Here is a 25,919-nt window from a genome sequence, read left to right on the forward strand (position 1 = left end):
TTTTATTCTATAACCAACATTACAATACTTTCTGGACTTAAAGATTCAAAATCAAGACTTTCGACCATCATAAAACTCGCACTATCTCTATTCTGCAAGAGCATGCCATTTAGCTCAAAAGAGCCACTAATTACAAAAAAATATACATTAGTAATTTCTTCAAAATTGATTAGCAATTCTCTTCTGGCTGTGAATTTACCAAGATATATTTTTGGAGAAAGTAATGTTTCCAATTCAACAAGACCATTGAGTTTATCCTCTAAATTAAAATTACCAGTTGTAAAGTGCTTTTTAAAAGCACAATCAAAACAGACTTCTAAGAAGTTAATGTGTTCGGTTTCATAAGGATTTTGAACAAGAAAAGATTGTTTTGCACTTCTACTTTGTAAATAATATTGTCCTGGTTCTATAAAAATCGTTGTTTCGTTTTTTTTAATTTCCAAACCGCCTACCAATGGAATTATTACACAACCGACATTAGGAAATTGTTCAATTATAATGCTTTTTGTTGGAGCAATTGTAGTATCTCTAAAAAGTTTAAGTTTATCAACTTTATCTATACCCGAATCTGTGGAAGAGATAAAGGTATGTATCCTGTAATCAGTCGTTTGAGTTAGGCTTCTGCTTTCTGCCCAATGAATAGTGTTAGATTTAGTTCTCATGTAAAATACTGTTGATCATTAAATTATTTTGCAGTTTTATCATGATAGTTTCCATTTTTTTTTCTGAAATAGAATCTGGTAGACCTAGCCAAAGCGTATCGGTAATGGATTCAATATAAAGAAGAGCAGTGGATATAAAGTCAAGTTGAATTACAAAATCTTCTTTTTTATTGAAATTAGCACTTAAAATTTTAAAGTCATATTGTAAAAATGGAACAGATCTTTTATCCAAAGTATCTACTATATCTGGGAAATAATTATTCAGACTTTGTATGAGTCCCAAACAACCTAAACTTGTAAGATAGTGTAATTTTTGTGACTCGGAATTCGCCAAAATTAAATCCTTAAATATTGGAAACTGAATGTCGCTGTCATAAAATTGAGCTTTCATTCGATATTCAAGAAATGATGCCTCCCAAACCTGTCTTTCCCATTGTTTGGTGCTATTTTTATCTATAGTTTTTTTGTAATGGAGTGTAATTTTTTTCATTTTGGGATATTTAAATAAATGGCGAATTTTTGTCGCCATTTATAATTGATTAGGCACTGACTACTATATTATGTGTCAAAATATAACCTTCGCTAATATTTCCTGATAGTGAGCCTAGTTCGTTGGTAAATCCATCTCCAAAAACATTGTCGCTTGCATTCGTGGTGTCTTGTTTTCCCTTGCTTATGTAGTCTTTTGCTGTTGTGTAAACAGTATCACAAATTGTCTTATCAAAGGCTATTTGGGTTACCAAAAGTGATTTACCGCTTGCGTTATATATGTGTACATGAATATGCGGAGCTCTGCCAGAATACCAGCCAGGGAATATAGAGGTAAAAGTTACCAAACCATTTGCGTCTGTAGTTTGTCTACCTCGTAACCAATGCACAGACGTCCAATTGGTGGTCTGCATACCTGTTCCACCATACTCTGAGTATTCGCCTTTAGCGTCACAGTGCCAAACATCAACTATGGTGTTCGCCAGTGCAGCACAGCTGTTGTTTTTGTTTTTAATGTTTATCTTTAATGAAAGTTTTACGCCAGGGCGGTCTCCAGTAATGTCTGTTTTTACAAGAGAAGCTGGGTCTTTTATAGGAAATGGGCCAGCTGTTTCACTATTAGTCACTGAGCAATCACTTGCAGTACTTCCATTTGTCGTGCCAGTTGTTGTAGTAGAGTCGTTGGAGGCGACGTCAGATTTTTCACAAGCCGAAATAATTGGTAAAGCCGTAAATAATCCTAGACTTGTTAATCCTTTTTTGAGAAATTCTTTGCGTTCCATTAAGTTTAATATTATTGTGAAATTATTTTGTGATAAACAGGTATACGAAAAGTAGGAATGTAATGTTGTCTCTTCAAATTCTAAATGTTAATTATTTACGAAAACTTTAATGTCAAACGTCCCAAAAATACCACCAAGACCCCAGAATCTTGATTTTTGTCCCTAAAAATTGACTATAGTCCCTTGATTTTTGATAAACTTATTTTGGAATATACTTTTGAGCATCAAACAAATACAAGATGACAAAAACTATTTTTCAATCAGCATTATTATTACACGTTATAGCAGGTACTTTGGCATTGGCCTCAGGATTGGTCGCAATGGCATATGGCAAAAAAGGAGGCAAGGTTCATAATTTCTCGGGTCAGATATTTTACTGGGCAATGTTTTTCGTTTTTATTACCACCATTTTGTTTTTTGTTTTGTATCCCGAACAATTAAAATATCAGTTTTTTCTGACCATTGGCATTGTCAGTTTTTACCCCAATTGGTCTGGGAAAAGAATGTTAAGTATGAAGAAAGGCCTAGTACCTATATGGTACGACAAACTCGGTGGTTTTCTCATTGGCCTATCTGGTATTGTGATGATAGCTTACGGAGTTTATGGTTTACTTAACCCACTCAAATTTGGCGGTTTACAATATTTATTTTTGGTGTTTGGACTGGTTAGCTTGTTGAATTCCTATGGCGATCTAAAATATTACTTAAATTTTCAAACTGCTCCAAAAATGCATTGGTTTTTTGCTCACGGAGGCAAAATGATGGGAGCATATTCTGCAGCTATTACAGCGTTTTGTGTAAATATTGTACCACGCTATTTGCCTGAAAATTTCCCTTTTTATGGTTATTTAATTACTTGGATTGCCCCAGGGATTGTGATAGCTGTAATTTCCACGAGGATTTTAAAGAGGTATAAAGTGAAATTTAAGCTTGTTTGAAAATAATTGTATTATTTTATAAATAAATATAAATATTGTCAGAAAGTATTTTTACTTTTGTGTGAAAATACACGCTAATGAAAATAAAAATATTGGTCTTGATTGCAATTTTCTCACAAAGTTGCGTAATAACAGGTCCTTTTGTGGTCAATACTTATACAGACCAAAGCTATACCAACTTAAGCAATTTTACCTATACTTTGGTGAAAGATGAAAATAGCAATCCAGAAATATGGAGTAATATAGAAAATAGTCTTAACAGAAAGGGGTATTTTCAAGATGATAAGAATTTTGATCTGGCGGTTTTTTATAAAGTATATAATGAAAAAACCAAACTTACAGATATAGATTTTGTGAGTAGCGGAAATGTGTTGTCCAAAAAATACACCTCTGGCAAAAGCCTGATGGTGCAAATTATGGATGCCAAAACCAAGGAGATTTTTTATAGAGCCACTTGCAGTAGATTGCCTAATTCACTTTCAAAAAATCAGTTAAAGTCTATAGTTGATCAGTCTCTTAGGAATCTTGATGAGGTTTCCAATAGTCAGTTTTCGTTCAGAAGGTAGCTATTCTACCATCGAAATCCATTCCTTAATAATTTGTTGGAAAGCAACTTTCTTTTCTTTAAAATCAGATTGGCTGTAAAACTTGATAAGTTTTCTTCCGTCGGGGTAGTTACCTTCTAAAATATTATCAATGTTTGTCAATTTTGCTCCAGAAGGTAGTACCACTAAAATGTGGTCTTTCTGTCTGGTGTTAAAAACTAACATATCCCTTTTGTATTCTTTTGGGTCAAATGGTTTCATTTCGCCTTTATAAAAATAAGCAGGAACATTCCATTTGATAAATTCATCAATCTGCTCATCGGACTCAAGAATAGCTTCTCTGATCAATTCACATAATGCGGCATCTTCAGGTTTCATTTCTGAAATATATTTGCTTACTGCCTCAGAGTCATTTTTATATATATTTTTGGCCATTTTTATAGGTTTATTTAAGGTTATTTTACATTTTCAATAACTGGTGGAGCCCATTCTCCAGAATAAACCATTTCGCCTGGCGAATATACTTTGAATACCAATTCAAAATTTTCAGTTGGCAATGGCACCCAATTAGTTTCCAATCCTTTTGGCGGTTCTACTTGTAGGTGAATAGTAAGTGAGCCATCTTTGTTAAATTTCAGACCTTTACTTTTGCTTCCGATTCCGTATTTTCCTTTGGCGTTTTCATAAATCTGTTTATCCACCTGAAGTACATTTATCGTCCAAAAAGCTTTAGTTTGTGGCAGTTGAGCCTTTTTCAACGTTAGTTTATATTTTTGAGTCCCAAGCAACTTCTCTTTATTGTTGTCTAGGGTTGTTTTGTATTTCATGATTTCTTCCGAAGCAGTTTGACTGAAACCATTATAGGCTGAGGCTGCATTTTTTGTGTATTTGTTTCCCCATTTTCCTTCACTCACGTTATAAGACCAGCCGTTTTTGTTATAATCTTCTTGTCTGGGTGCTTCAGTTTTTAATAATTCTATAGCGTCCGTAAATCCTTGTTTTATGCCTTTTTGTTTTTTGTTGTTCACTTTAGCATCTTCAAAATCTTTCCCTGGAAATATTCCCAGATCCTCAAAGTCCATGGCATATTTTTTCTGATAATCAGGCAAAGGATTTTCTTTTAGAATTTGGCTTATGTAAGAAAAGTATGATTTCCAGTCCATTATAAGAGCTTGTTCTGTCGGGCTTCCACTAGTCTTGAGTTTGGGAAATGAATGTCTTTCTACCCAAGTTTTTGCGTTATCTTTTTTGCCAACTTCAGAAATCTTTATGCTTTCCAAAAGTTTCTTTGACTCAGCCATTTCTAGTTTGTCCAATATCGAGACTTTACCTTCGACCCAAGCTAGGTTTGTTGGAGATTTAATGACTTTTTTTACCCCTTTCGGGATTTCTCCTTTCCAATCTGGTCCAACTATCAAAATGGTTTTCTCTTTACTTATATTTTTTAGAGAACTAAAAACCTCAAAAACGCCACTAAATGCATCTGTAAACGTTAAAGAGTAGTATTTTAGGCTGTTCACCGGAAGGGTGATAAGCAAAGGTGTATCTTTTAAATCCAAGTAGGCTTTCGAGTAAACGATGTCTTCGTTTGAGGTAGTTTTTTGTTTCGTGCTTGATTGAATTATGGCAAAATTGTTAAATTTTGCTCTTTCGGGATTTTGCACAAATTCCTCAATTGAAAGACCCATTGTAACCATAGGAAATCCCCACAAATATGCATTGTAAGCAGATTTATAGGCTTCAAGTTCGTTTTTGTTTGTGATTTGTGCATATCCATGAGCATAAGTTATGAGTAGGATTAATAGGAATCTTGCCTTATTTAACATGAGGTATTTTAAGTTTTTACTACAAATATAAAGAGATCATCAAATATAAAGGTCTTGCACTAACGAAATGCAGATTGGTTTTTAGTATTTCGTCTATATAAAACAGTATAGTTTTTATATGTATTAAGAATATTTGGTACTATGGAAAGAAAAAATATGTTATTTTCGCAAATCAACACTATAAACATTTATGGAAACCATTATAGAATATTTTAAAACTATACCTTCTCTACATAGGTCATTATTATTGGTAGGAGGAATAGCCTTTTTTTGGATTTTAGAGTCAGCAGTGCCACTTTTTAATTTCAAATACCAAAAAGTCAGACATGCAGGCACCAATATATTTTTCACTGTTACAACTATTTTGGTCAATTTCCCTTTGGCATTTATTTTAGTTAAAAGTTCTGACTGGGCCGTAGCAAATGATTTTGGGATAATCAATTGGCTACCAAATATGCCGATAATTTTATATGCTATTTTGGGTCTAATGATTTTAGATTTGATAGGAGCATATTTTATACATTGGCTTGAACATCAGGTAAAATGGATGTGGATGTTTCATCTGATTCACCACAGTGACTTGCATGTAGATACAACTTCGGCCAATAGACATCATCCTGGAGAAAGCGTTTTTAGGTTTATTTTTACAACCATTGCTGTAGTTATAACTGGGGCTCCAATGTGGATGGTTTTTTTGTATCAGTCTCTTTCGGTGGTTTTGTCACAGTTTAATCATGCCAATATTGCATTGCCTAGGTGGCTTGATAAGGCCATCAGTTATGTCATCGTAAGTCCTGATATGCACCATACTCACCACCATTATACCCAACCCTATACAGACAGTAATTATGGAAACATTTTTGCCTTTTGGGACAGGTTGTTCGGAACTTATAATTTTATTGAAAGAAAAGATATCGTTTATGGCATAGATACCTACATGGATCCCAAAGAGAATGAGCATATTTCTCCTTTATTGAAGATTCCTTTTGAAAGTTATAGACCGCCTGTTGGTGCAAAGTTTGACCATTAAAAGAGGCGAAAGCCTCTTTTTTTTGATGAATATTTAAGTCAGATCACACCAAATTCTAGAAATATCAAACTGATTAATTATTTATTCCAATAAATATTAACATTTTCCGCCAGCAGCTAAACTTGTTTTTTTGAAAGAGTGAAGACTGAAATCATGCAATAAATCATAATTTTCGAAAACAAAGGTCATTCTTTTTTTTTGATGTTTTAGGGACATTTATATCCAAAAGTGGTTCAATAGTATTCTAAATAATAATATCATGAAAAAGATTTTAGTACCGACCGATTTTAGTGAAATAGCCAATAAAGCATTAGAAGTGGCAGTAGAAATCGCAAAGAAAATAGAGGCAAGAATTGAGTTGTTAAATGTAAAAGTTTACCCTACATCCGATGTTGGGGCCTATTATTCTTTGTATGGTGCGTCTGGTGTCTCTATTGACGATGCTTGGGGAGAAATTTTGGTAATAGCCAAACAGGAAATGAAAGAATTAATCAGTAAATATCCTGAGGTCAAAATAAAATCATTGATAGAAGAAACCAGTGAGCATTTTGTGGAATCTGTTTTAGACCATAAGGCAGATTTGATAGTGATGGGATCAAATGGTGCTGATGGTTTTAAAGAATTTTTTATGGGCTCTAATAGTGAGGAGGTAGTCAGGATGGCAACTTGTCCTGTTTTAGTTATAAAGGATGCTAAAGACGATTTTAAACCCAAAAAAGTGGTTTTCGCGGTGGATTTAATTCATGAAGAATTTATCAAAAAAGCTATTCTAAATCTTCCACTTGAAAACGCGGAGTTTCACTTTTTGCATGTAGACGACGGCAATAGGAAAGTGGATTATCTAGAAGCCGAAGCTAAAATGCATAAATTGGCAGAAAAATATAGCCTCAAAAACTGTAAGTTTGAAATTTTCAATGCAAACACCATAGAGGATGGGATTCTTGAGTATGCAGATGCAGAACACGCTGATTTAATTGTGATGTACACACATGGAAGGACAGGTATAGCCCATTTTTTTAAGGGAAGTATTGCAGAATCGGTAGTTAACCATGCAAAATGTTCTGTATTTACGAATGTAGAAAATTAATAATTTAAATTGAGTGTTTGTTCAGATGTGGGTCTTTAGTCAAGGCTCACATTTTTTATTTGATTTTCTTAGGTAAATTTTCTCAAATAAAACAGAATTATCTAATTGTATGATGGAATAATGTAATTTTGTGTAATTGTTGAATCAAATACCATCAAACAGACACCATTTTGAAAACTAAAATAGTAGCTACAGGTACACAAATGCCTGAAAGAAGAATACCTAATTCATATTTTTTAGATCGAAATTTTTTGACTGAAGACGGCTCCCCAATGCCAAAGTCTACCGAAGAAATGGTGGCCAAATTGGAGCAGATTACGGGTATAAAGGAAAGAGGATATATTTCAGAAACGGGTGATTCTGTGCCATTAATGGCCGCTGCATGCGAAAATGCACTGGCAGAATGGGGCAAAGATAGAAACCTGATTGATGGAATAATTGTGGCTCATAACGCAGGAAACATGCTGGAAGGACGTGATGGTTTTCATACCGTACCCAATATGGCCGCTCTTTTAAAGAACAAATTAGCCATTTCTAATCACGAATGCTTTGCTTACGACATACTTTTTGGCTGTCCCGGTTGGTTGCAAGGTATCATACAAGCTCATCAAGCCATTCAAATGGGAGATGCTAAAAATGTATTGGTGGTAGGATTGGAGGTTGCCTCAAGATTGATGGATCCGCATGATTTGGATTCGATGATATTAGCGGATGGTTGTGGAGCAACAATTGTCACTGCTGGAAACAACGATGAAGCTGCAGGTATCATTTCTTATGCTACCTATTCTCATGCCCAAGAGGATATTTCATGTATATATTTGGCCAAATCTTACAACAAGGATTTGAAAGCCCCAACGCTTTTCAAAATGAATGGAAAAGATGTTTACAAATATGCAACAGTATGGGTGCCAAAAGTTATCAAAGCGGCTCTTGATAAAGCTGGTTTGACAGCATCAGATGTCGATATGTTTTTGTTCCACCAAGCGAACGGTAAAATGCTTCATGCTTTTGCCAATAATTTGGCACAAATGTATGGTTTAGAAGGCCTTTCTTTCGATGGAAAAATACCGACGACAATAGAGTTTACTGGTAATACTTCCGTAGCTACCATTCCTACTATGTTAGATTTGATTAGAAAGCATGATTTGGGAAATTACGAGATCACGCCCGGAATGAAGGTGGTTTTTGCCTCAGTAGGAGCGGGCATGCACTGCAACGCCATGGTTTATCAGTTTTAAATTATGTCAATCGAATTCAAGCCGCCTTTTTTTCAACTGAATGGTCATATGCAAACCATTTACCCAAGTTTGTTCAGAAAAATCCCTGTCCCATACCAGCGAGAAAGGATTACACTTCCGGATGGCGACTTCTTAGATTTAGACTGGGTGAAGACTGGCAGTAAAAAGCTTATGATAGCCACACATGGGCTGGAAGGCGATTCTACAAGACATTATGTGACAGGTATGGTTGAGAAGTTTAACAAAAATGGCTTTGATGGATTGGGCTGGAACTCAAGAAGTTGTAGCGGAGAAATTAATAGATTACCCAGATTTTATCACCATGGAGATGCTGGAGATTTAAAACATGTAGTCGAATATGCCATTTCTTTGGGCTATGAAGAGGTATTTTTAGCGGGTTTTAGCATGGGCGGAAGTCTGACGCTTAGGCTTTTAGGAGAATATTCGTCTAATATTCCTTCACAAATAAAAGGAGCCGTTGTTGCTTCAGTTCCCTTGGATTTGCCTACCTCTGTAGCTGAGTTGGACAAACCTGGAAAAAGATTTTACATGAATCGTTTCCTGAAAAAATTGGGAAAAAAGCTCGAACAAAAAGCTCGAATGTTTCCAGAAAATAAGCTTTTGAGTGTTGATAATTATTGGACAGAGGTCAAGAATTTTGAGGTTTTTGATAACCGATACACAGCACCACTTCACGGATATGAAAATGCCCAAGATTTTTACAGAAAGGCATCTTCTAAACCTCTTTTAAAAGATATCTGTGTTCCTGCTTTGATTATTCAATCTGTGAATGATCCGTTTTTAAGTCCAGAATGTTTGGATGTAAAAGGAGCTGAAAATAACGAAAATATAACCCTAAAACTTACTCAAAATGGTGGCCATGTTGGTTTTATGATTAAAGGCCAAAAGCACAGTTTGGTCGAAGACTTGGGCTGGGATTTTTATTCACAATTGAAAAAATAAAAGACACCTTCAAATAATGAAAGTGTCTTTTAATTTCCTCAAATTTTTACCCTACTTAATACTCCTCATTTGGATAAGGGGCAATTTTTTTCATTACCCTTGTCCGCCGCCAGCTCTACTTTTTAAATCGTCTGTTGCCGTGCTTCTTCTTCTCGCACTTTTCACGTTTTGATTTCCGAAGTTATACGTGAAGCTCAGTGTTGCTCTACGACTCGACCAACGGTTGGTTACTGCCAAGTCAATGTTTTGGTAGTCAATTTTTCCATTGAAAAACGAAGTCAAGAACATGTCATTAACATTCAATTTTAATCTCGCTTTTTTGTTAAGTACTTTTTGTACACCAGCATTTACTGCATATTGAGGTTTTACGGCTTTTATGATTCCGAAAACATTTGGTGAGTTATACCACATGTTGGCTTCTGCTGACCAGCCTTTTTTGAATGAGAAAGTGTTGCCAGTATAAAAGTTATAAGCAAACTGGCCAATATCTAAAACGCCGCCCGATACTTCACTATCTCTGAATCTGTTATAATATCCACTGATGTTGTTGTTCATGGTCCACCATTTTCTTACCGTCACCGGGAATGAAATATTTACTGAGAAATTCTCTACTTTTTCTAAGTTTGTCGTTGTTTGGAAGGTCTTCCTAGTGTCGTCTTCCTGTTCTATGATATCAAACATATTGTCTTTTGTAAACGAATAACCAAATCCTATCGAAGAAGCACCTTTGTAGGAGTAAGTAAATTCTGCGTTGTCTGTAAATTGCGGATTCAAGAACTCATTACCTTTTTGGAAAGTATAAGGGTCTAAGAAAAACAAGAAAGGGTTAAGCTGCTGATAGTTAGGTCTGCCAATCCTACGGCTATAAGTATATCTTGTAGCGTGCTTTTCGCTTATATTGTGGTTGATAAACAAAGTAGGGAAAAGGCTTAGATATTCCTTTGGAACCACTTTGTTGAGCGTTAAAGAATTGCCCTCAGAGATGGTATATTCTGCTCTTAAGCCCGATTGAATTCCAACTTTTTTCCATTGTTTTCCATAGTTTACATATGCGGCATTTACAAATTCTTTATACACAAAATGGTTGGTTTTTCCTTCGTCATTTACCCATTTGTTGTCAAACAATTGTTCAAAAACAAAGTCATTGTCTGTTTTTACATAACTCGATTTAGCTCCAAAATCAACCTTTGCTTTGTTTTTGGTAGGTAATGAAAAATCAAATTTGGCCGCATAAATGTCTATAATTGTGGAAGTTGGGTTTCGTTGAATTTGATTTTCAGTTAGTTTATTGTTGGCATCAAAAAACTTGTTTTCAAAATCAGAAAGTGAGGTATTGTTGAAGCCACTGTAGTCCAAATCAACTGTCAGCTCTTTACCTTTGTCGTTAAAATTGTGTTTGAGGTTCATGTTGGCCGTGATATTGAAATTCGCATTGTCATTTTTAGAACTCGGAATCAAGCTACTCGCTGTTCTAACATCATTTTTTATTTCTACAATATTGGTAAGGCCCGAATTAATACCACTTCCTTCCCAATTATTTGCATCTAGCATGGCTCCTAGGGTAGTTTTGCTGCTGAGGAAATAATCTGCACCAATTTTTCCATTTGTAAAAATTCCACTTCCGTTTCTTTTCGAACTTTGGTTGAATTCGCTTCTCAATCCTTCATAATTTGTTGACCTTATCAAAGTATTATCATTATACCAAGTGTTTTTTCCTGGATTTATGTTTCCATATAAATTCCACTTTTTGTTGCGGTGGTTAAGACTTAAATTGGTAGATAACCTATACAAATCATTTGGAGCATTTGGCAAAAATGTATTTCCAGCAGACACGGTTAATGTTCCATTTGTTCCAAAAGAAAGATTTTTCTTAAGTTTTATGTTGATAATTCCAGAATTGCCTTGTGCGTCATACTTTGACGACGGATTTGTAATGATTTCAATAGAAGCCACTTGCTCACTGTTTAGATTAGACAAGAACTGAATCAAAGCTTCGCTTGATAAAAAATTCCTACGACCGTCAATCATTACTAGAACACCATCTTTGTTTTTTAGTTTCAATGCGTTATTTTGTCTATCCACCACCACGCCAGGAGATTTTTCTAGAATTTCAAGAAGTGTATTTCCTGAGGCTACAATGCTATTTTCCACATTGACAACGGTTTTGTCGATCTGTTGTTCAATAAATGGCTTTTTGGCCGTAACGCTCACTTCTTTAAGTAATTGGGTTTGAAGTGTCAACTTTATAGGTTCAAACTTAAAACTTGGATTTGCTTCGTTCAAAATAAACTTTGGTGTGTAAATTTCACCGTAACCCACCATCGAAATTTTCAATAAATAGTTATTGAAACTTGCATTTTCGATGAGAAATTTGCCATCAATGTCTGATGTTACTGCTTTTGCTAGCGTGCTGTCTTTAGCTTTTAGTAGTAATACATTGGTAAAAGGGAGAATCTCAGATTTTTCATCCAAAACAACACCACTGACTGACCCAGAATTTTGGGCAAAAGAATTCATAGTTGCCAATAAGGCAAAAGTTAATTGTAATAGCTTTTTCATTTTTTTAGTTCTTGTCTTTTGTAATAGCTTCTTTTTTCAATGCAAACTTAATAGTAATATGTTATGCAAAGTAGTGGTTTATACACAAGTGGTTTTTTTTCTTGTATGAGCGGTTTTTGCTATATGGATGCAGTAAATAGGGGAGAAGTTGCATGGGGACTTAAATTCTTTTGGAAGTTACCTACTTCGAATACTAATAGATTTGATTTTTTTGGAGGTATGAGAAATTTTCCTCAAACAATGACCAAGAGGTTTATTCTTTATCTAATTTAACTTTAATGGGGGCCTTTAAATAGTTCTAAAAAGACTATTTGTAATTTTTGATTCTTTTACCGAAGAAGATTAATCGGTCCTTTAAATTGTTCTATTGAACCATCCAACAGTTGGGCTTTGGCCACGAAGGAATAAAGTCCTGCTGCCAATTCTCTGCCGTCTTTTTTACCATCCCATCCAAAGTTTTCATCTGAAACAGGAATATTCTCTGTAATAAAAACCTGTTCTCCCCAACGGTCAAACACAATAAGGCTGAGGATTTTAGCGACACATTTACTCCCCAAACCAAAGAATTTAGCATTTAATGGGTCTGAATTTGGTGAAAATGAATCAGGAAAATGGACTGTGCAGGGAACAACTTTGATAGAAGTCGTATCTGTGCGTTTGCAAAGTCCTGTTTGACTGACTGTCTCAAAATAGAAGTTTTGGTCAAAAATCGGCTCTAAAGTTATATTATGACAAGCGTTGCACAGTTCTTGCGTAGCACTTAGCCACCTGGTAGAGCCTTCAACACCCGTTATTGTTTCACCAACTAGCATAATGGGGTCGCCTATTGTAATACTTTGGTTTTCAGTTGCTTTTATCTCTAATTTTTCGAAATTTACATTCGCATTCACAATAGAATCGCATTTACCTGCTCGCTGAATTCTGATACGATAGTTTCCGCTGGTTTTAATTATACTGTCTCGGATGGTCACACTTTCACCCTCACATTTGTTAAAAATGGCGTTTATTTTTGGTACGGTATTTACCAAAAGGTCGAGATTTACGGTGCTATCACAAATTCCTCCTCTTGATATTATTTTGGTATAGTTTCCTGTAGTTTTATATACTTCGTCGTCTATTTTGAAATTTTCTCCATCACAAATTGCCTCTTTCAGGTTGGTATTTGTAGTTTTAAACGGTACGGTATAATAAAGCGAGAAATTACAAGCAGCATCTAAACTTGAAAAAGGCGTTATAGTAACCTTAAAAGGCTCACCCAGAACTGCTTGTGCCGAAAGTGCTTTGTTTTGGCTTCCATTACTCCATTGGTATTTTTCAAAGCCATCAGGTGCTAAAAGTGTCATTTTCCCATTGATATCGGGGCATACAGAGGCTTGCTTTATTTCTGATTTTAAAAGTTCGGCATCGAAATAGGCATATCCAAAATGGCCTTGACCAGTGCAGCCATGGGCGGTTACTTCTACTTTTAGGGTTTTTCCAACGTGTTGTCTCAAATCTATTGCACCGGTTGTCCAATTTTTGTATTCTATGTCGCCTTGGACTTTAAACCCTGCCAAAAGATTGCCTTCAAGTTGTACATCAAAGTCACCACAGGTAATTTGTGTACCTGCCAAGTCTGTAATTTTTAATGAAAAACCTGGCTTCTGAGGTTGACTGTGGCGATTAACATCCTCCTGAAGCAAAACCGCAAAATGGTATTGAAATAAAGTATGATCTGCCGTGATTTTGAATGTTGTTGAGGCTCTTTCCCAGGTATTTCCATTTACTGTTTTTCCTATTCTCATGGCGTAATTTCCCTCCTTACTCACCATCGGAATGGCTTCCATATTGATTTTTGGGTCGTTACCTTGAGATTTGGAAACAATCAAATGACGGTCTTGAATCGTTCCGTTTTGGCTATTTTGATATTCAATTCGGTTGTTGATCAATTTTACATTTCCATAGCTAAGCGTCCAACCTTCAAATGTACCTTTTTCAAAACCTAAATTATTGGTATTATCCACCTGACCATATCCAACTAGGTAAGGTAATATTAGACACAAAGTGCCACACATTTTCAGAAATGTGTTCATGGTTTCAGGTTAGGTAATTAAGTAGTATACAAGCAATTACGAATATAAGTATTATTTCGTTGCTTTAAAAATAGAAGGATATAAATTTATAATACGGATAGCCACCGAATTCCTTTTTTAGACTTCGGTTTAAGTAATTTGAATATGAAAGGCTCTATTTCAAATCCTCCCCAAACTTATCGTCAAATGAGAAACTATGAATTTGCCAACTGTTGTTGGGTTTGTAAAATTCAAAATCGAAGCGGATAGGTTGACGGTCGTACCTGCCTATATAAGTAAGAAAAAGGTAATTTTCCCCAATTTTTTTCTCCTTTACTAGTTCGTAACCGTAAAATTTTCCTACAAAGTCGAGGGTCAAGCCATCTAACTGAGTTTTCAGCCCAGATATAGCATCTGCGGAAAACTCCATCCATCTGTTGGAGGCATAGAGGTTGTCTATGGATTTAGCTACACCCAGCGATTGGTATTCTTTAAAGAATTTTTCTGCAGTGCTTTTTGGCGTGATTTGGCCAAAAGATGGGAAACTGAACATCAGTAATCCGGAAATTAAAGTTTTAATAATGAGTGTTTTCATAGTTTAAATGCTTTTTGAAATATTATACCAAAAAATAGAAATACTAAACCAATACCAGCTAAAATTAGAATTGGGAACCACGAATATCCCATGCTGGCATTCTCAGGATCATCAGTGTTGTAATAAATGTCCACATATTCTCCCACTTTATATTGAGGCGGTCTGCTAAAAACCATGTGATAGTGTAGGTGAGTTTTTTGGTTTTTATCCAAAAACTCGACTACCGGTGCATAGCCTTGTCTGTAGGCACCGCCATCTAGTCTTATAACTACCCCTTTGGTTTTTGTGGCATTTTGAATAAAATAGTAGTTAAACCCACCAATACCAAGTCCAATTGCTATTAATAGGGTTCCAATCCAAGTAAAAACTTTCGGGAAATTCTTGTCCCAGAATCTGGGCTTTCTGTAAAGATCTTTTCTGAGTCTTGCTTTTAATTCTTCTTTGTCCATGGTGTTATATTATCGCCAAGAAGGCCTTTGGGTGTAAGTTACATAAGTATCGCCATCAATTACGATCATCGGGTCACCGTTTTTTGGATGATTTCGTTTTTCGAAAGATAAAATCTGGAATCCCTGAGATCTTGAATTGACATGAATTTTATTTCCCACTACTTTCCATGTACCATTATCGGCACTTTGGCTACTCGATCCTCCGTAATATCCACCTCCATAGCCACTTATAGAGCCTTCTGCAGAGTAAGTATAGGTGCCATTGCTGTTTATGTTAATACATTTGCTACTCGAACTGCTCGCTTGCGTATTGCCCGAAGCTTTTATCCAACACCATTTTCCCACAATACTTTGGTCAATTCCACCAGTAGCAGAATTATTACTGCCATTGTTATTGGATGTTGTATTGTTTGCGGTTTCGGTCTTGTAACCTTTGTGCCCTTTGGTCAACACTACGTTTATTCCTGCTCCGCTCAAAGAGAGAGATTCTCCCAAAAACATAAAGAAAAATGCGTTTGAACCGGTGTTATCGGTACTTACAAGTGTATTTCCGTTTACGGTGTACGTAAATGGATTTCCGTTATAAATTCCTTTTCCATTGGCTTTAAATTCTATGTCGGCACCTTCGGTAGTCCATTTTCCTATCAGTTTTTCAGTTTTGTTTCCTTTTTCAGCTGTCGGGGCTTTTTCTGAAATCGAGGTTGAATTCAAGGCTTTTGAATTTGAATAAGAGCTGCCTTGTTTCGAAAAATTTATAGTGGCGTCTAAATCTCCACCCGAAAGTGTGAGGATGTTTCCAGATAATTTGTAACTGTAAGCTATGGTTTCTTCTTCAAATTTGATACTCAATTTATTGCCTATGATGGTATAGCTAATGTTTTCATCTTCAAAAGCACCTTTTCCACTGTCATTGAGTTGCAGTTTCATGTCATAACCAAAGTCTTTGTTTACCCAAGTGCCAATGAGTCCTGGTTTTGTGCTGGGTATTTTAGAGCCAATTTGAGCAAAACTGACCATTGTAAATAATAGAAAGATGATTGTTTTCATGATATTACTCTTCATAAGTGATAAGAATTTTAGCAGTTTTGTTTAATATACTTGACGAATTTCCTGGCTTGACTTTGAGTTCAATGTCGTTAGTGTTGTTTACCAAAAAATGAAATTCATAGCTTGGATTATTTGTAAATGCATGTGGAACATATTGATTTGGGGCATATTCAACCAGTACCTGAACCCCCAATATTTTGGCACCATTGAGACCATGTGGTACATAAGTAATATTATTTGGTTCGACATCGCTGCTTGCCGTTTGTATAGTTAGTTTTTTTATTTTTATGGCAGGAGCATCTGAACCGAGTTTTGTAAAGCCGTTTACCTCGAATTTTGTAGTGGGGTTACTGGTGCCTATGCCTACCCTCGAACTACCACTGACAAACAACTCTGGTGTGCTGTTGTATGGGTTTGAATTTAGAATAATATTTTGTGTCTCCAGATTGTTCATCAGCATTTCGCCTTGCGTACTATACTCAAACATAAATCCATCATTTCCATATAGGCTTGAAAAAGCATTACTGATTTTGAATTTTGTAGCTTGCCCAGCCGCTGTTTCATGTAAATGCAAGTTGGCACTTGGTAAAAATCCCAACAAACCTATGCCAACTTCGCCAGCCGGATAAACCGTCATATAACTACCAAAATTATTCGCTCCAAAATTCAGCGGTTTATTTTCTTTGTTTAGAATGTGAGCTTCTCCATTGGTATCTGAAATTAATGAAAGTCCGTCAGTCAAAGTGGTTCCTATGTTGCTGTTGTTTAGTAATATTTGGGAATGTCCAGCTGTTTGATATATGTGTAAATTGGTTAATGGGTTCTTTGTCCCAATGCCCACTTTTCCATGAAATCCGAGTTTAGCAGCATAAAAATCTCCCCAAATGAGCGGGTTTTCTGTGTCAGTATTTGAAATGTAAAGTTTATTGATTTTAGGGCCTGAAACGGAGCCTGCTTTATATCCAATAAATACGTTAGCTGAGTCATTAGTATTTGCAATTAACCCTGGATGCATTCCAGCTTGGGTGCCAACTACAGTGTTTTTGTTTCCATAATAGCCAAGAGTTAAAGCATTGCTACCTATAGCCACATTTTCGTTCCCCAATAATTCAAATCCTGCACCATAACCGACAGTCGTATTGGAATTTGAATTGGTACCTAAAACCAAAGTTTGGTTACCCACAGCGGTGTTCCAGTTGCCTCTATGGTTTAAATGCAAACTTCTATAACCCAAAGCCACGTTATTCATTCCTGACACAGAGTTTGCTGGAGCGTTTACTGTATTATTTTTTAGAGCCTCAAAACCAATGGCCAAGTTCCCTGTTCCAACTAAATTACTCGGTTGGTTCGATTTCAGTGCATCAGTACCAATTGAGATGTTGTCATCAGCAATGTCGAGGTTGCCTTTTTTTACATCTATTCCTTGTGGTGTTAATGTGATACTAGTTAGGTTGTTATCGACTTTCCGAACCTGAGCAAAAACGGAGTACTGAAACGTTAGAAAAATAAATGGGAAAAATATTTTTTTCATGCTTATTAAATTTAAATTCTGTATCCTAAAAATTTGCCCATAAAAGCCCAAAATCTCAGCTTCCAATGTGGTGGTTTTTTAATTTTATCGAGATGATTGGAAAAGAAAAGGGCAGTTATAAATTTAGCCTCCAAACTACCTGGTTCTTTTATGTTTTTGAGTTTTAGATACCATCCATATTCCTCCAAAAAAACCTTTATTTCAAAATCTTCGCCCACCAACTCCACGCCTTGCCGTTTTATAAAATCTTCGATGAATTGCATGAGCTGATGATTTGAATCTGAAAAATTTCGATTAAATTGTGAAGCAAAAGAACCTTCAAAAAGCTCTTTTGTCAATACCTCAAATGAGGTATTTTTGCCCAAAAAGTCTCAATATTAGCCCTAGATGAAGTTTTTAAGCTATATTTTGATGGTTTGCTTGCTTTTTTTGTCGTCAATTACTGATGCACAAAAGGTATTCGAATTACAGGATTTTAGCGGCAAATTGAAATACACTGGCGAGATAGCTTATTGGGTAGATACTACTTTCAAACTAAATTCTGCTCAAATAGACAGACTCTCTAATCTTCCAATTTCTGAAAAAGTGATTCCAGACTTGGGTTGGGGAAAGTTTAGGGGTTGGATAAAATTAAGTGTAAAATCAGATAAAAACCAACGGGTTTTTCTGCAAATCCACAATCCTGTTTTTGATGAAATCGATTTCTATTTTTATAAAAATGGACAATTGATTTCAAGCCTTGAAAACATCAGTAAAGGCACAATTTTCAGACCCCATTCTTTTAGGCTTTTAACAGTTCCTTTAGTTTTAGGAAAGGATAGTGTCTATCAAATTTATGTGTCTGGCATCTCAAAGTTTAACCCTGTAAAATTTCCCATTAGGTTTCTAGATCAAAATGGTTTGGATGAGTTTCGCGAGTCCGAGAACCTTTATAATGGCCTTATGTTAGGTTTTATGGCTATTTTGATAATTCTTAATATATTGATTTTTGCTTTTTTCAAAGTCCGAATATTTCTCGTTTTTTCTTTGTCCAATATTTCGTTTGTATTTTTGTATTTATACCTAGAGGGCTATCTTTTCGCACAGGAATATTCCGCATTCTTTTTCGAAAACTCATACTTCAACTTTCAATATCTTATTTACTACAGTTTTCAGTTTTTCAATTTTTATTTTGTTTGGTCTATCTATAGACTTTATTTTTTGAATAAACCTGTTTGGACAGTGACCTACAATGTCCTCATTTCATTGTGTTTAATACAAGGTTTTTTGATGTTTTTTTTACCACTTTGGGAAGTATATCTTACTCATAATCAGATTTTAGGTATTGGTTTGTTTACTCGTTTAGGAGCTTTGTTTCTTAATATATTCATGCTGGCTTTGATTATAAAAACTTGGCGTGAAAAACCTTTTTCTGCTTGGATGCTCATCGCCATTTTACCGGGTTGGTTTAGTTATGCTGTACCAAGATTTGCAGCAGTTTTTATGCACGAATTTTGGGTAACTTTGCCGTTTTTGTATTCTTTAAGTTCTATCTGGAATGTACTTTTTATTACTGTAGGCTTGTTTTTAGAGCTTTCTAAAAACTATAAATCAATAACAGAACAAGAAACCGAAGTCCAATTTGAAGTTTTGAAAGAACCGATTCAGCAGACAAAACCTTTGAATGTTTCACATCTGTCTAAACGCGAAATCGAGATTCTTCAAGCTTTTGCCAACGGTTTTTCGTACCAAGAGATTTCGGATGCCATGTTTATAAGCCCACATACGGTGCGTACACACCTCAAAAATATCTATAATAAGCTAGAAATCAACTCCAAAGCAGAGGCTATTCGTTGGGTCATAGAACATCAGTAGCGTTTTCAAACTTTATTTGCTTCTTGTTTGTTGGTTTGAAAAAGGCATCAATTCAAAATATTCTTTGCCTAATTCCCTTTTGTATTTATGAAAAAAATAGACTTAGTAGAAAAAGAGAAACAAAGAGAAGATACTGGTTTTGGTACGATAGCCACCTCCACTTCTGCCAGATTGGTCAACAACGAAGGCAATTTTAATGTCAAGAAAATAGGGCAATCTTTTGAAGCTAGGGTGAATCTTTATCATAAATTGATCACCATGTCCTGGGCCAAGTTTGCGATCTTTTCACTTGGATTTTATCTCACCGTAAACCTTACTTTTGGAATAATATACTACATAATTGGTATTGAAAATTTGATGGGCATCGACAAAAATCATGGTTTGTCAGAATTTTGGGAAGCGTACTTTTTTTCTAGTCAAACGCTTACCACCGTGGGTTATGGGAGAGTAAGTCCTGTAGGTTATATCACCAATATCACGGCGTCGGTGGAAGCATTTATTGGTTTATTGTCGTTCTCAATTATGACGGGTTTGCTTTATGGACGGTTTTCAAGGCCGGTTCCAAGAATCCTTTATTCTGAAAAAGCTTTGATAGCTCCCTACCTGGATATTAATGGTTTGATGATTAGAATCGCCAACGAAAAAAGCAACCAACTGATCAATGTAGAAGTTAGTTTGACTTTTTCAAGAAACGAACTAAAAGATGGTTTGGTAAAAAGGGCCTATTATAACTTGCCACTAGAGAGAAGTAAAGTCAAGTTTTTTGCTATGTCATGGACTTTGGTACATCCTATTAATGATGCAAGTGTGCTTTATGGTGAAACATTGGCCTCTTTAGCCGCCTCAGACGCTGAGATTTTATTGGCATTTGAAGCTACCAACGATACTTTTGCCGATCCAATTTATAGTCGTAGGTCTTATTTGTACAACGAAATAGAAGTGGGCAAAAAATTCTTACCCATGACAGTTCCTCAAGAGGATTATTACCTTTTAGACCTCAATAAACTTTCAGATACGATAGATGCAAAGCTAAACGCTTGATTACTTTTCTCCAACTCTAAATACCCATTCAGGTGCATCGTTGGTGTTTTGGCGGAGTAGCAAATTGAGTTGTGCGGCGTGATGTTGCACATGTCTGAGGTTATAAATCAGAATTTCGAAGATGGAGTAATTCATGCTGCCAGACTCATTTATCCATCTGTTTTGGAGTTTTTCGGGGTTCATATCTTGAAACAAATCTTGGCTTTTCTGTTTGCAATGACTTAGATATGCCAGTATTTCTGGTTTAGTATAAACTCTTTCTGGCATTCGGTCTTCAAACTCCGAAAAATTAAACGGTGTAGGAGGTACAAAATCTTTGGGCCGAGAACTCAGATAATAATCCAAGAAAAAAATACAGTGGAAAGCACTATACCAAAATCTTTCTTCGGTATTCCAAAATTCATGAGGGCAAATTGAAATCGCATTTTCGAGCATCTCAACGCTCGCTCCAAACTGATTCCAAAGATCTGCTTCAAAAGTGCTTTCCATATAGTTTCATTTTGGTTTAAATGTATTTTAAATTTCGAATAATATCTAAAACTTGAATAGAAAAATAAGTAATGAAAAATTATGCTTAAATAAAGTATAACCACAATCGACATCGCTCAGTGTTCTTTGGAGAACTGACTCTTCGTCTCCACTCAGTGTTTATTAATGAATCCCTAAACTTACTAAGGGCATCAGTTAACCAATAACCAGCCTTCCATTAACCTTTTCAGAAGCCGCTGCTATCTCATCTGAATCATAAATTGCAAGTTGTTTTTAGAAGAAATAAGGTGTAAAGTGGCATAATCGAAGAAAGGGAAATACCAAAAAGCTTTGACTATCCTATTTCGCTCCTGAAGGCTTCATGTGACAACTTCTGTCCTCCTTTGAATTCTATAGAGAATAACAAATATAGGGAAATGAATTTTGAAGAATTTGGGTGATTTCCAAGTTACTTTTTAAATAAACCGCTAATGTGTTCTGTAACTATTAACTAATTTCTATAAATTATTAATGTCATCTATTTTTTGAAAATCTGAGCCTCATGCCATGTTTGTTTTCGTTAAAATTGCCATTGTCGAAAATCATATTGCCATTCACAAAAGTTTTTAATATTCTAGATTTAAAGGTTTGATTTTCGAATGGCGACCAACCACATTTGTACAATATGTTCTGAGGACTAACACGCCACTTATTGTTTAAATCTATTAAAACCAAGTCGGCATAATAGCCTTCTCGAATATATCCTCTATCCTTGATTCTATATATTTCGGCAACATTATGACTTGTTTTTTCAACAATTTTTTCTAAGCTGATTTTTTCTTGATGATAAAGCTCTAACAAAGCAGGTAAAGCATGCTGTACTAAAGGTCCGCCAGACATAGCCTTGAAGTAATTCCCGCTTTTTTCTTCCTTGGTATGAGGGGCGTGGTCGGTTGCAATAATGTCTATGTGATTTTCAATCAAGGCCTTCAAGAGCCCATCTTTATCGCCTTGGCTCTTGATAGATGGGTTCCATTTTATATTTGCTCCTAGCAATTCATAGTCTTTTTCTGTAAACCACAAATGATGTACGCAAGCCTCAGCGGTAATGCGTTTATCCCTTAAAGGGGTTTTATTGTCAAACAATGTGGCTTCTGAAGCTGTGGAAATATGGAATAAATGTAGGCGATTGTTATGCTTTTTTGCTAATTCTAAAACACGTTTAGTAGCAGTAAGACAGGCTTCTTCGCTTCTTATTTTAGGATGTAAATCCATAGGGATATTATCACCATAAATTGCACGATATTTAAGGGTATTGTTTCTTATTATGCTATCGTCTTCACTATGCAGGGCTACCAAGGTGTCCGTTTTGGAAAAAAGTAAATCTAAATAGTCTGGGTAGTTGGCTAAAATACCTTTGTCGTTACTAAAGTACAAGCCATCGTCTGTGATTCCACAAACATTTTCATTATCCGTTTTTAAAGCCTCTTCTAAATTGTCTTGATTTATTCCCATAAAAAAGGAATAATTAGCAAGAGAGTTTTTGGATGCTAAAGCATATTTTTCTTCTAACAATTGTTGGGTTAAGGTATTCGGAAATGTGTTAGGCATATCCATAAAAGATGTGATACCGCCCGCCATTGCTGCCCGAGATTCGGAATAAATCGTAGCCTTATGTGTTAGCCCAGGATCTCGAAAATGCACTTGGTCGTCAATAAGGCCCGGGAGCAAAAAAAGACCTTCCGCATCAATGATTTCAGCTTGATTATCAGAAATTTGTATAGCAATTTTTTCTAGTCTTTCACCAACTATTAATACATCGCAAGTTTTGATTGTTCCTTCATTAACAACCTCTGCATTCTTTATTATTTTCTTTTTCATAGGTTTTAAGGGTTACAATAATCGCAAAATTTTGGGTCTTCGCTTTTTTTTTGGTTTGGATATAATTCTTCTTGGCTATGCTCACATTTTTGACAAGTATAAACATAACTCAAAGTAGTGTTAGTTGGCAAACCACACAGTTGACAAGGCAGTCCTTTTTTGACTTCGTTTATACCAAAACCTGGCGATTGACATACAGGACATAGAGTTTTTATCCTATCCACAAGTTTTAAAGTTGCTTTTTCAATCACTTTCATTCTTTTGGGATTGTACATGGCTCTCATGTCGGTTTCTACCCAAACCGACTTTGATTTTGAAATAAATTGATTGAAGGTTTCCAGTAGAGAGTGGCTATCAGTGATACCTTTTTTTATTTCGTTTAAATCATTCTCGGCTTTTTTGAGAATCAAGCCATGAGAAGGAAATCCTATACTATTAGCAAATTCTAAGAGTTCATTTTCGGTACTGACTTCCCTTCCTCCAAAATTGGTTTCGGTGCTAATTTCTCTTATTTTGATCTCTAGTTCATTTTTCTTATCTAGTAGAATCAGAATTTCATCATCGGCTGGTAAAAAAAAAGCCGATGGATGTGAACCAAACGAGCCTTCACTCGCCAATGCAAGGTCACACTTGTAGGCTTCCATTGCGTATATGCACTTTTTCTTTGCTGTTGTTAGCGGGTCTTCTTCTCTCTCAATTTCCCCGCTAAATGTTCCGAATATATCGGTATCAAACGAAGCATGCACCACACACTTTACACCTAATTCCTTCTCTAATATCGGTGCTATTACCTTTTCTTTATGGTGCTTAGTGGCTATAAATAAAGTTCTATCTTTAAACATTTTAGAGGTAAAAATAACTGGATCAAATAAACAATATTGATAGTCCCAGTCAGTTAAATTGTTAATTCTTTGAGTAAGGTTATCAATTTACTCATTTTGAATTCCCTTTGGATGAAATGGCTAGTACACCAAAAATAATTGCCATTGACGTAAACAAGTGGCTATATATTTGGTCTTGGGTCATAAAAGTTAGAATTATAAAGGAGGCCATTAAGACTGAAGCAATGACCGTTTTTACTACACGTATCTCCATTTTTTGTATTTAATTATTGTCCTTGGGCTAGTGAAAATCCAATTTTTCCATCAAAAGCATACAGGTTTTCTGTCTTGATGGTATCTATGTTTGCTAAATCGGCCCTTGTTAATATTTGAATGATATCATTCTTGTTTATTGGGGTATTTTCTGTTGGCATAAACCTACACCTCCAGTGGTCAGTACAAAAGGTTTCTTTAAAGCCATCTGGCCATACTTTTATGCCTCTGTTGGTTATTATCTGTAGTTTTGTTTGCGTACTTTCAATGCTTTTTAGCTTTTCTGCTAGTTCATTAGGATCAGTGCCGTTCCAATGAACAAATATATCTACACCAACTAATTCTTTACTAAGAGGAGCCTTTCGTTGGTATTTGGGTAAGTTTATTGCAAGGTCATTAGTGTATGAAACCGCATTTAAAATCGAAGGCTTTTTGCCAAGGTTTTCTATGACAGATTTCGCAAATTCTTTTGTGCCTACTTTTAACCTGCTTGTACCTTCTTTGTAAATATCCGCTGTATGAATACCTTGTTCTAGTGTATAAAGCCAAGCGTTTTGAATTTTCTCAGCTATGCTGCTTTGCCCAATATGGTTGAGCATCATGATGGCACCTTGCAACAATCCCGAAGGGTTGGCGATATCTTTTCCGGCTATATCTGGGGCAGTACCATGTATAGCCTCAAACATGGCACACTCTTCGCCAATATTTGAAGACCCAGCGAGTCCTACTGAGCCCGTTATTTCGGCGGCAATGTCAGAAATAATGTCACCATACAAGTTGGGCATCACTATTACATCGAATATTTCGGGGGATTCAGCCACTTTGGCGGCTCCTATGTCTACAATCCAGTGTTCATTTTGAATCTCAGGATACTCTTTGGCTATTTCATCAAACACCTTATGAAACAAGCCGTCGGTTTGTTTCATAATATTGTCTTTTGTAAAACAACTTACTTTCTTGCGGTTTTGCTGTTTGGCATATTCAAACGCGTATCTAACGATTTTTTCACAGCCCGGCCTACTGATGAGTTTCAAACACTGTACTACTTCATCGGTCTGTTGATGTTCAATGCCTGCATACAGGTCTTCCTCATTTTCTCTGATGATGACAAGGTCCATCACAGGGTGCTTGGTGTCCACAAAGGGGTCGAGGCTTTTGCATGGCCTTACATTTGCATATAAGCCAAGGAATTTTCTTGTGCTTACATTTAAACTTTTGTAACCACCTCCTTGCGGAGTGGTGATAGGAGCTTTTAGAAATATTTTGTTAGTAGTGATAGATTTCCAGGATTCCGGAGCAATACCGGCAGCGTTTCCGGCCAAATACACTTTTTCGCCAACTTCTATCTCTTCTATCTCGATTTTAGCTCCAGCAGAAATTAGAATTTCTAAGGTGGCGTCCATTATTTCAGGGCCTATTCCGTTGCCTTTTGCGATGGTAATTCTTGACATTTTTTGTTCATTTGATTGACAGCACAAAATTGCCACATATAATCTATAAATTTTTATTTATATTTATGATGAAGATTATAAAATATTTTTATGATATAAGTTAGATTGATTTACTTAGATTTTTATTTTCAAAAAATTGAATAGGGAAGCAAATCTTGATGAATAAATTCCTTTAGGTCTATTTTTTGCTAATATAAATGGGTTCCAGTTATTGATTTTTAAATTTTCACAATGGAAAAGCAGACATTTATTCTATGAAATTTGTCTTCTTGAAAAAAACAATGCCAATGTCTGGCATTATGAGTAAGAGAAACTATTTATAACTTGGCCAGCTGGAT

At 35.6% G+C, this 25,919-nt stretch carries 24 protein-coding genes; 8 read left to right on the forward strand and 16 right to left on the reverse strand.

The window, feature by feature from the left end; genetic code table 11:
• Nucleotides 1-2: 2 nt before the first annotated feature.
• From EGI24_RS01510 to EGI24_RS01520, 3 genes are read right to left on the reverse strand one after another with little or no spacing between them, the layout of a single operon-like run.
• Nucleotides 3-662, reverse strand: a complete 660-nt coding sequence (locus EGI24_RS01510; protein ID WP_255046435.1) for a hypothetical protein — start codon at nucleotides 660-662, stop codon at nucleotides 3-5.
• Nucleotides 652-1,152 carry a hypothetical protein gene (locus EGI24_RS01515; protein WP_255046436.1) on the reverse strand — a complete coding sequence of 167 codons (501 nt, stop codon included), beginning with the start codon at nucleotides 1,150-1,152 and terminating at the stop codon, nucleotides 652-654. Before EGI24_RS01515 ends, EGI24_RS01510 begins: the two co-directional genes overlap by 11 nt.
• 49 nt (nucleotides 1,153-1,201) lie before the next feature.
• Nucleotides 1,202-1,933: an intradiol ring-cleavage dioxygenase gene (locus EGI24_RS01520; protein ID WP_255046437.1), complete on the reverse strand. Its 732-nt coding sequence runs from the start codon at nucleotides 1,931-1,933 to the stop codon at nucleotides 1,202-1,204.
• 239 nt (nucleotides 1,934-2,172) lie between these two features.
• Here EGI24_RS01520 and EGI24_RS01525 point away from each other — a divergent pair, with 239 nt between their 5' ends.
• Complete coding sequence (locus EGI24_RS01525) at nucleotides 2,173-2,871, forward strand: hypothetical protein (RefSeq protein WP_255046439.1); 699 nt, start codon at nucleotides 2,173-2,175, stop codon at nucleotides 2,869-2,871.
• Between the two features lie 77 nt (nucleotides 2,872-2,948).
• A complete protein-coding gene (locus tag EGI24_RS01530) occupies nucleotides 2,949-3,437 on the forward strand; it encodes a DUF4136 domain-containing protein (RefSeq protein WP_255046440.1) in 489 nt (162 codons plus the stop codon).
• Here EGI24_RS01530 and EGI24_RS01535 read toward each other — a convergent pair whose 3' ends face one another.
• On the reverse strand, nucleotides 3,438-3,851 hold the full coding sequence (locus EGI24_RS01535) for a DUF1801 domain-containing protein (protein ID WP_255046442.1): 414 nt from the start codon (nucleotides 3,849-3,851) through the stop codon (nucleotides 3,438-3,440).
• 20 nt (nucleotides 3,852-3,871) lie between these two features.
• Nucleotides 3,872-5,242, reverse strand: a complete 1,371-nt coding sequence (locus EGI24_RS01540; protein ID WP_255046443.1) for a DUF1214 domain-containing protein — start codon at nucleotides 5,240-5,242, stop codon at nucleotides 3,872-3,874.
• A gap of 190 nt (nucleotides 5,243-5,432) precedes the next feature.
• On the opposite strand from EGI24_RS01540, the gene EGI24_RS01545 reads away from it, so the two are divergent.
• From EGI24_RS01545 to EGI24_RS01560, 4 genes are all read left to right on the forward strand, one after another.
• Nucleotides 5,433-6,272 (forward strand): sterol desaturase family protein, encoded by an 840-nt coding sequence (locus EGI24_RS01545; RefSeq protein ID WP_255046445.1) that lies wholly within the window; start codon nucleotides 5,433-5,435, stop codon nucleotides 6,270-6,272.
• A gap of 259 nt (nucleotides 6,273-6,531) precedes the next feature.
• A complete protein-coding gene (locus EGI24_RS01550; protein ID WP_255046447.1) occupies nucleotides 6,532-7,359 on the forward strand; it encodes a universal stress protein in 828 nt (275 codons plus the stop codon).
• A gap of 170 nt (nucleotides 7,360-7,529) precedes the next feature.
• The gene (locus EGI24_RS01555) at nucleotides 7,530-8,597 is read left to right on the forward strand and encodes a 3-oxoacyl-ACP synthase III family protein (RefSeq protein WP_255046448.1); all 1,068 of its coding nucleotides are present in this window, start codon (nucleotides 7,530-7,532) and stop codon (nucleotides 8,595-8,597) included.
• Between the two features lie 3 nt (nucleotides 8,598-8,600).
• On the forward strand, nucleotides 8,601-9,560 hold the full coding sequence (locus EGI24_RS01560) for a YheT family hydrolase (protein ID WP_255046449.1): 960 nt from the start codon (nucleotides 8,601-8,603) through the stop codon (nucleotides 9,558-9,560).
• A 93-nt stretch (nucleotides 9,561-9,653) separates the two neighbouring features.
• On the opposite strand, the gene EGI24_RS01565 is transcribed toward EGI24_RS01560, so the two are convergent.
• From EGI24_RS01565 to EGI24_RS01595, 7 genes are all read right to left on the reverse strand, one after another.
• Complete coding sequence (locus EGI24_RS01565) at nucleotides 9,654-12,119, reverse strand: outer membrane beta-barrel protein (RefSeq protein WP_255046451.1); 2,466 nt, start codon at nucleotides 12,117-12,119, stop codon at nucleotides 9,654-9,656.
• 329 nt (nucleotides 12,120-12,448) lie between these two features.
• On the reverse strand, nucleotides 12,449-14,191 hold the full coding sequence (locus EGI24_RS01570) for a gliding motility-associated C-terminal domain-containing protein (protein ID WP_255046452.1): 1,743 nt from the start codon (nucleotides 14,189-14,191) through the stop codon (nucleotides 12,449-12,451).
• Nucleotides 14,192-14,345: 154 nt separating this feature from the next.
• On the reverse strand, nucleotides 14,346-14,765 hold the full coding sequence (locus tag EGI24_RS01575; RefSeq protein WP_255046453.1) for a hypothetical protein: 420 nt from the start codon (nucleotides 14,763-14,765) through the stop codon (nucleotides 14,346-14,348).
• Nucleotides 14,762-15,214: a DUF3592 domain-containing protein gene (locus EGI24_RS01580; protein ID WP_255046455.1), complete on the reverse strand. Its 453-nt coding sequence runs from the start codon at nucleotides 15,212-15,214 to the stop codon at nucleotides 14,762-14,764. The genes EGI24_RS01575 and EGI24_RS01580 overlap by 4 nt, the downstream gene beginning before the upstream one ends.
• Before the next feature lie 9 nt (nucleotides 15,215-15,223).
• Nucleotides 15,224-16,261 carry a hypothetical protein gene (locus EGI24_RS01585; protein ID WP_255046456.1) on the reverse strand — a complete coding sequence of 346 codons (1,038 nt, stop codon included), beginning with the start codon at nucleotides 16,259-16,261 and terminating at the stop codon, nucleotides 15,224-15,226.
• A 4-nt stretch (nucleotides 16,262-16,265) separates the two neighbouring features.
• Nucleotides 16,266-17,792 carry a hypothetical protein gene (locus EGI24_RS01590; RefSeq protein ID WP_255046458.1) on the reverse strand — a complete coding sequence of 509 codons (1,527 nt, stop codon included), beginning with the start codon at nucleotides 17,790-17,792 and terminating at the stop codon, nucleotides 16,266-16,268.
• 11 nt (nucleotides 17,793-17,803) lie between these two features.
• Nucleotides 17,804-18,055, reverse strand: coding sequence for a hypothetical protein (locus tag EGI24_RS01595; protein WP_255046460.1), 252 nt, complete (start codon nucleotides 18,053-18,055; stop codon nucleotides 17,804-17,806).
• Between the two features lie 124 nt (nucleotides 18,056-18,179).
• Between EGI24_RS01595 and EGI24_RS01600 the strand changes: the two genes are divergently transcribed.
• Nucleotides 18,180-19,646 (forward strand): LuxR C-terminal-related transcriptional regulator, encoded by a 1,467-nt coding sequence (locus tag EGI24_RS01600; protein WP_255046462.1) that lies wholly within the window; start codon nucleotides 18,180-18,182, stop codon nucleotides 19,644-19,646.
• A gap of 87 nt (nucleotides 19,647-19,733) precedes the next feature.
• Nucleotides 19,734-20,687, forward strand: a complete 954-nt coding sequence (locus EGI24_RS01605) for an ion channel (RefSeq protein WP_255046463.1) — start codon at nucleotides 19,734-19,736, stop codon at nucleotides 20,685-20,687.
• Here the strand turns inward: EGI24_RS01605 and EGI24_RS01610 are convergent, their stop codons facing one another.
• The 4 genes from EGI24_RS01610 to EGI24_RS01625 all read right to left on the reverse strand — a co-directional run bounded on the left by EGI24_RS01610 (nucleotide 20,688) and on the right by EGI24_RS01625 (nucleotide 25,581).
• Nucleotides 20,688-21,176 carry a DinB family protein gene (locus tag EGI24_RS01610; RefSeq protein ID WP_255046465.1) on the reverse strand — a complete coding sequence of 163 codons (489 nt, stop codon included), beginning with the start codon at nucleotides 21,174-21,176 and terminating at the stop codon, nucleotides 20,688-20,690. It abuts the gene before it with no gap.
• A 513-nt stretch (nucleotides 21,177-21,689) separates the two neighbouring features.
• Nucleotides 21,690-23,036: a dihydroorotase gene (locus EGI24_RS01615; RefSeq protein WP_255046467.1), complete on the reverse strand. Its 1,347-nt coding sequence runs from the start codon at nucleotides 23,034-23,036 to the stop codon at nucleotides 21,690-21,692.
• A gap of 5 nt (nucleotides 23,037-23,041) precedes the next feature.
• Complete coding sequence (locus EGI24_RS01620; protein WP_255046468.1) at nucleotides 23,042-23,878, reverse strand: DUF6671 family protein; 837 nt, start codon at nucleotides 23,876-23,878, stop codon at nucleotides 23,042-23,044.
• A gap of 266 nt (nucleotides 23,879-24,144) precedes the next feature.
• Nucleotides 24,145-25,581 carry an NADP-dependent isocitrate dehydrogenase gene (locus EGI24_RS01625; RefSeq protein WP_255046470.1) on the reverse strand — a complete coding sequence of 479 codons (1,437 nt, stop codon included), beginning with the start codon at nucleotides 25,579-25,581 and terminating at the stop codon, nucleotides 24,145-24,147.
• Nucleotides 25,582-25,919: the final 338 nt, after the last annotated feature.

The organism is Lacihabitans sp. CS3-21, from assembly GCF_024343675.1.
GTDB lineage: Bacteria > Bacteroidota > Bacteroidia > Cytophagales > Spirosomataceae > Leadbetterella.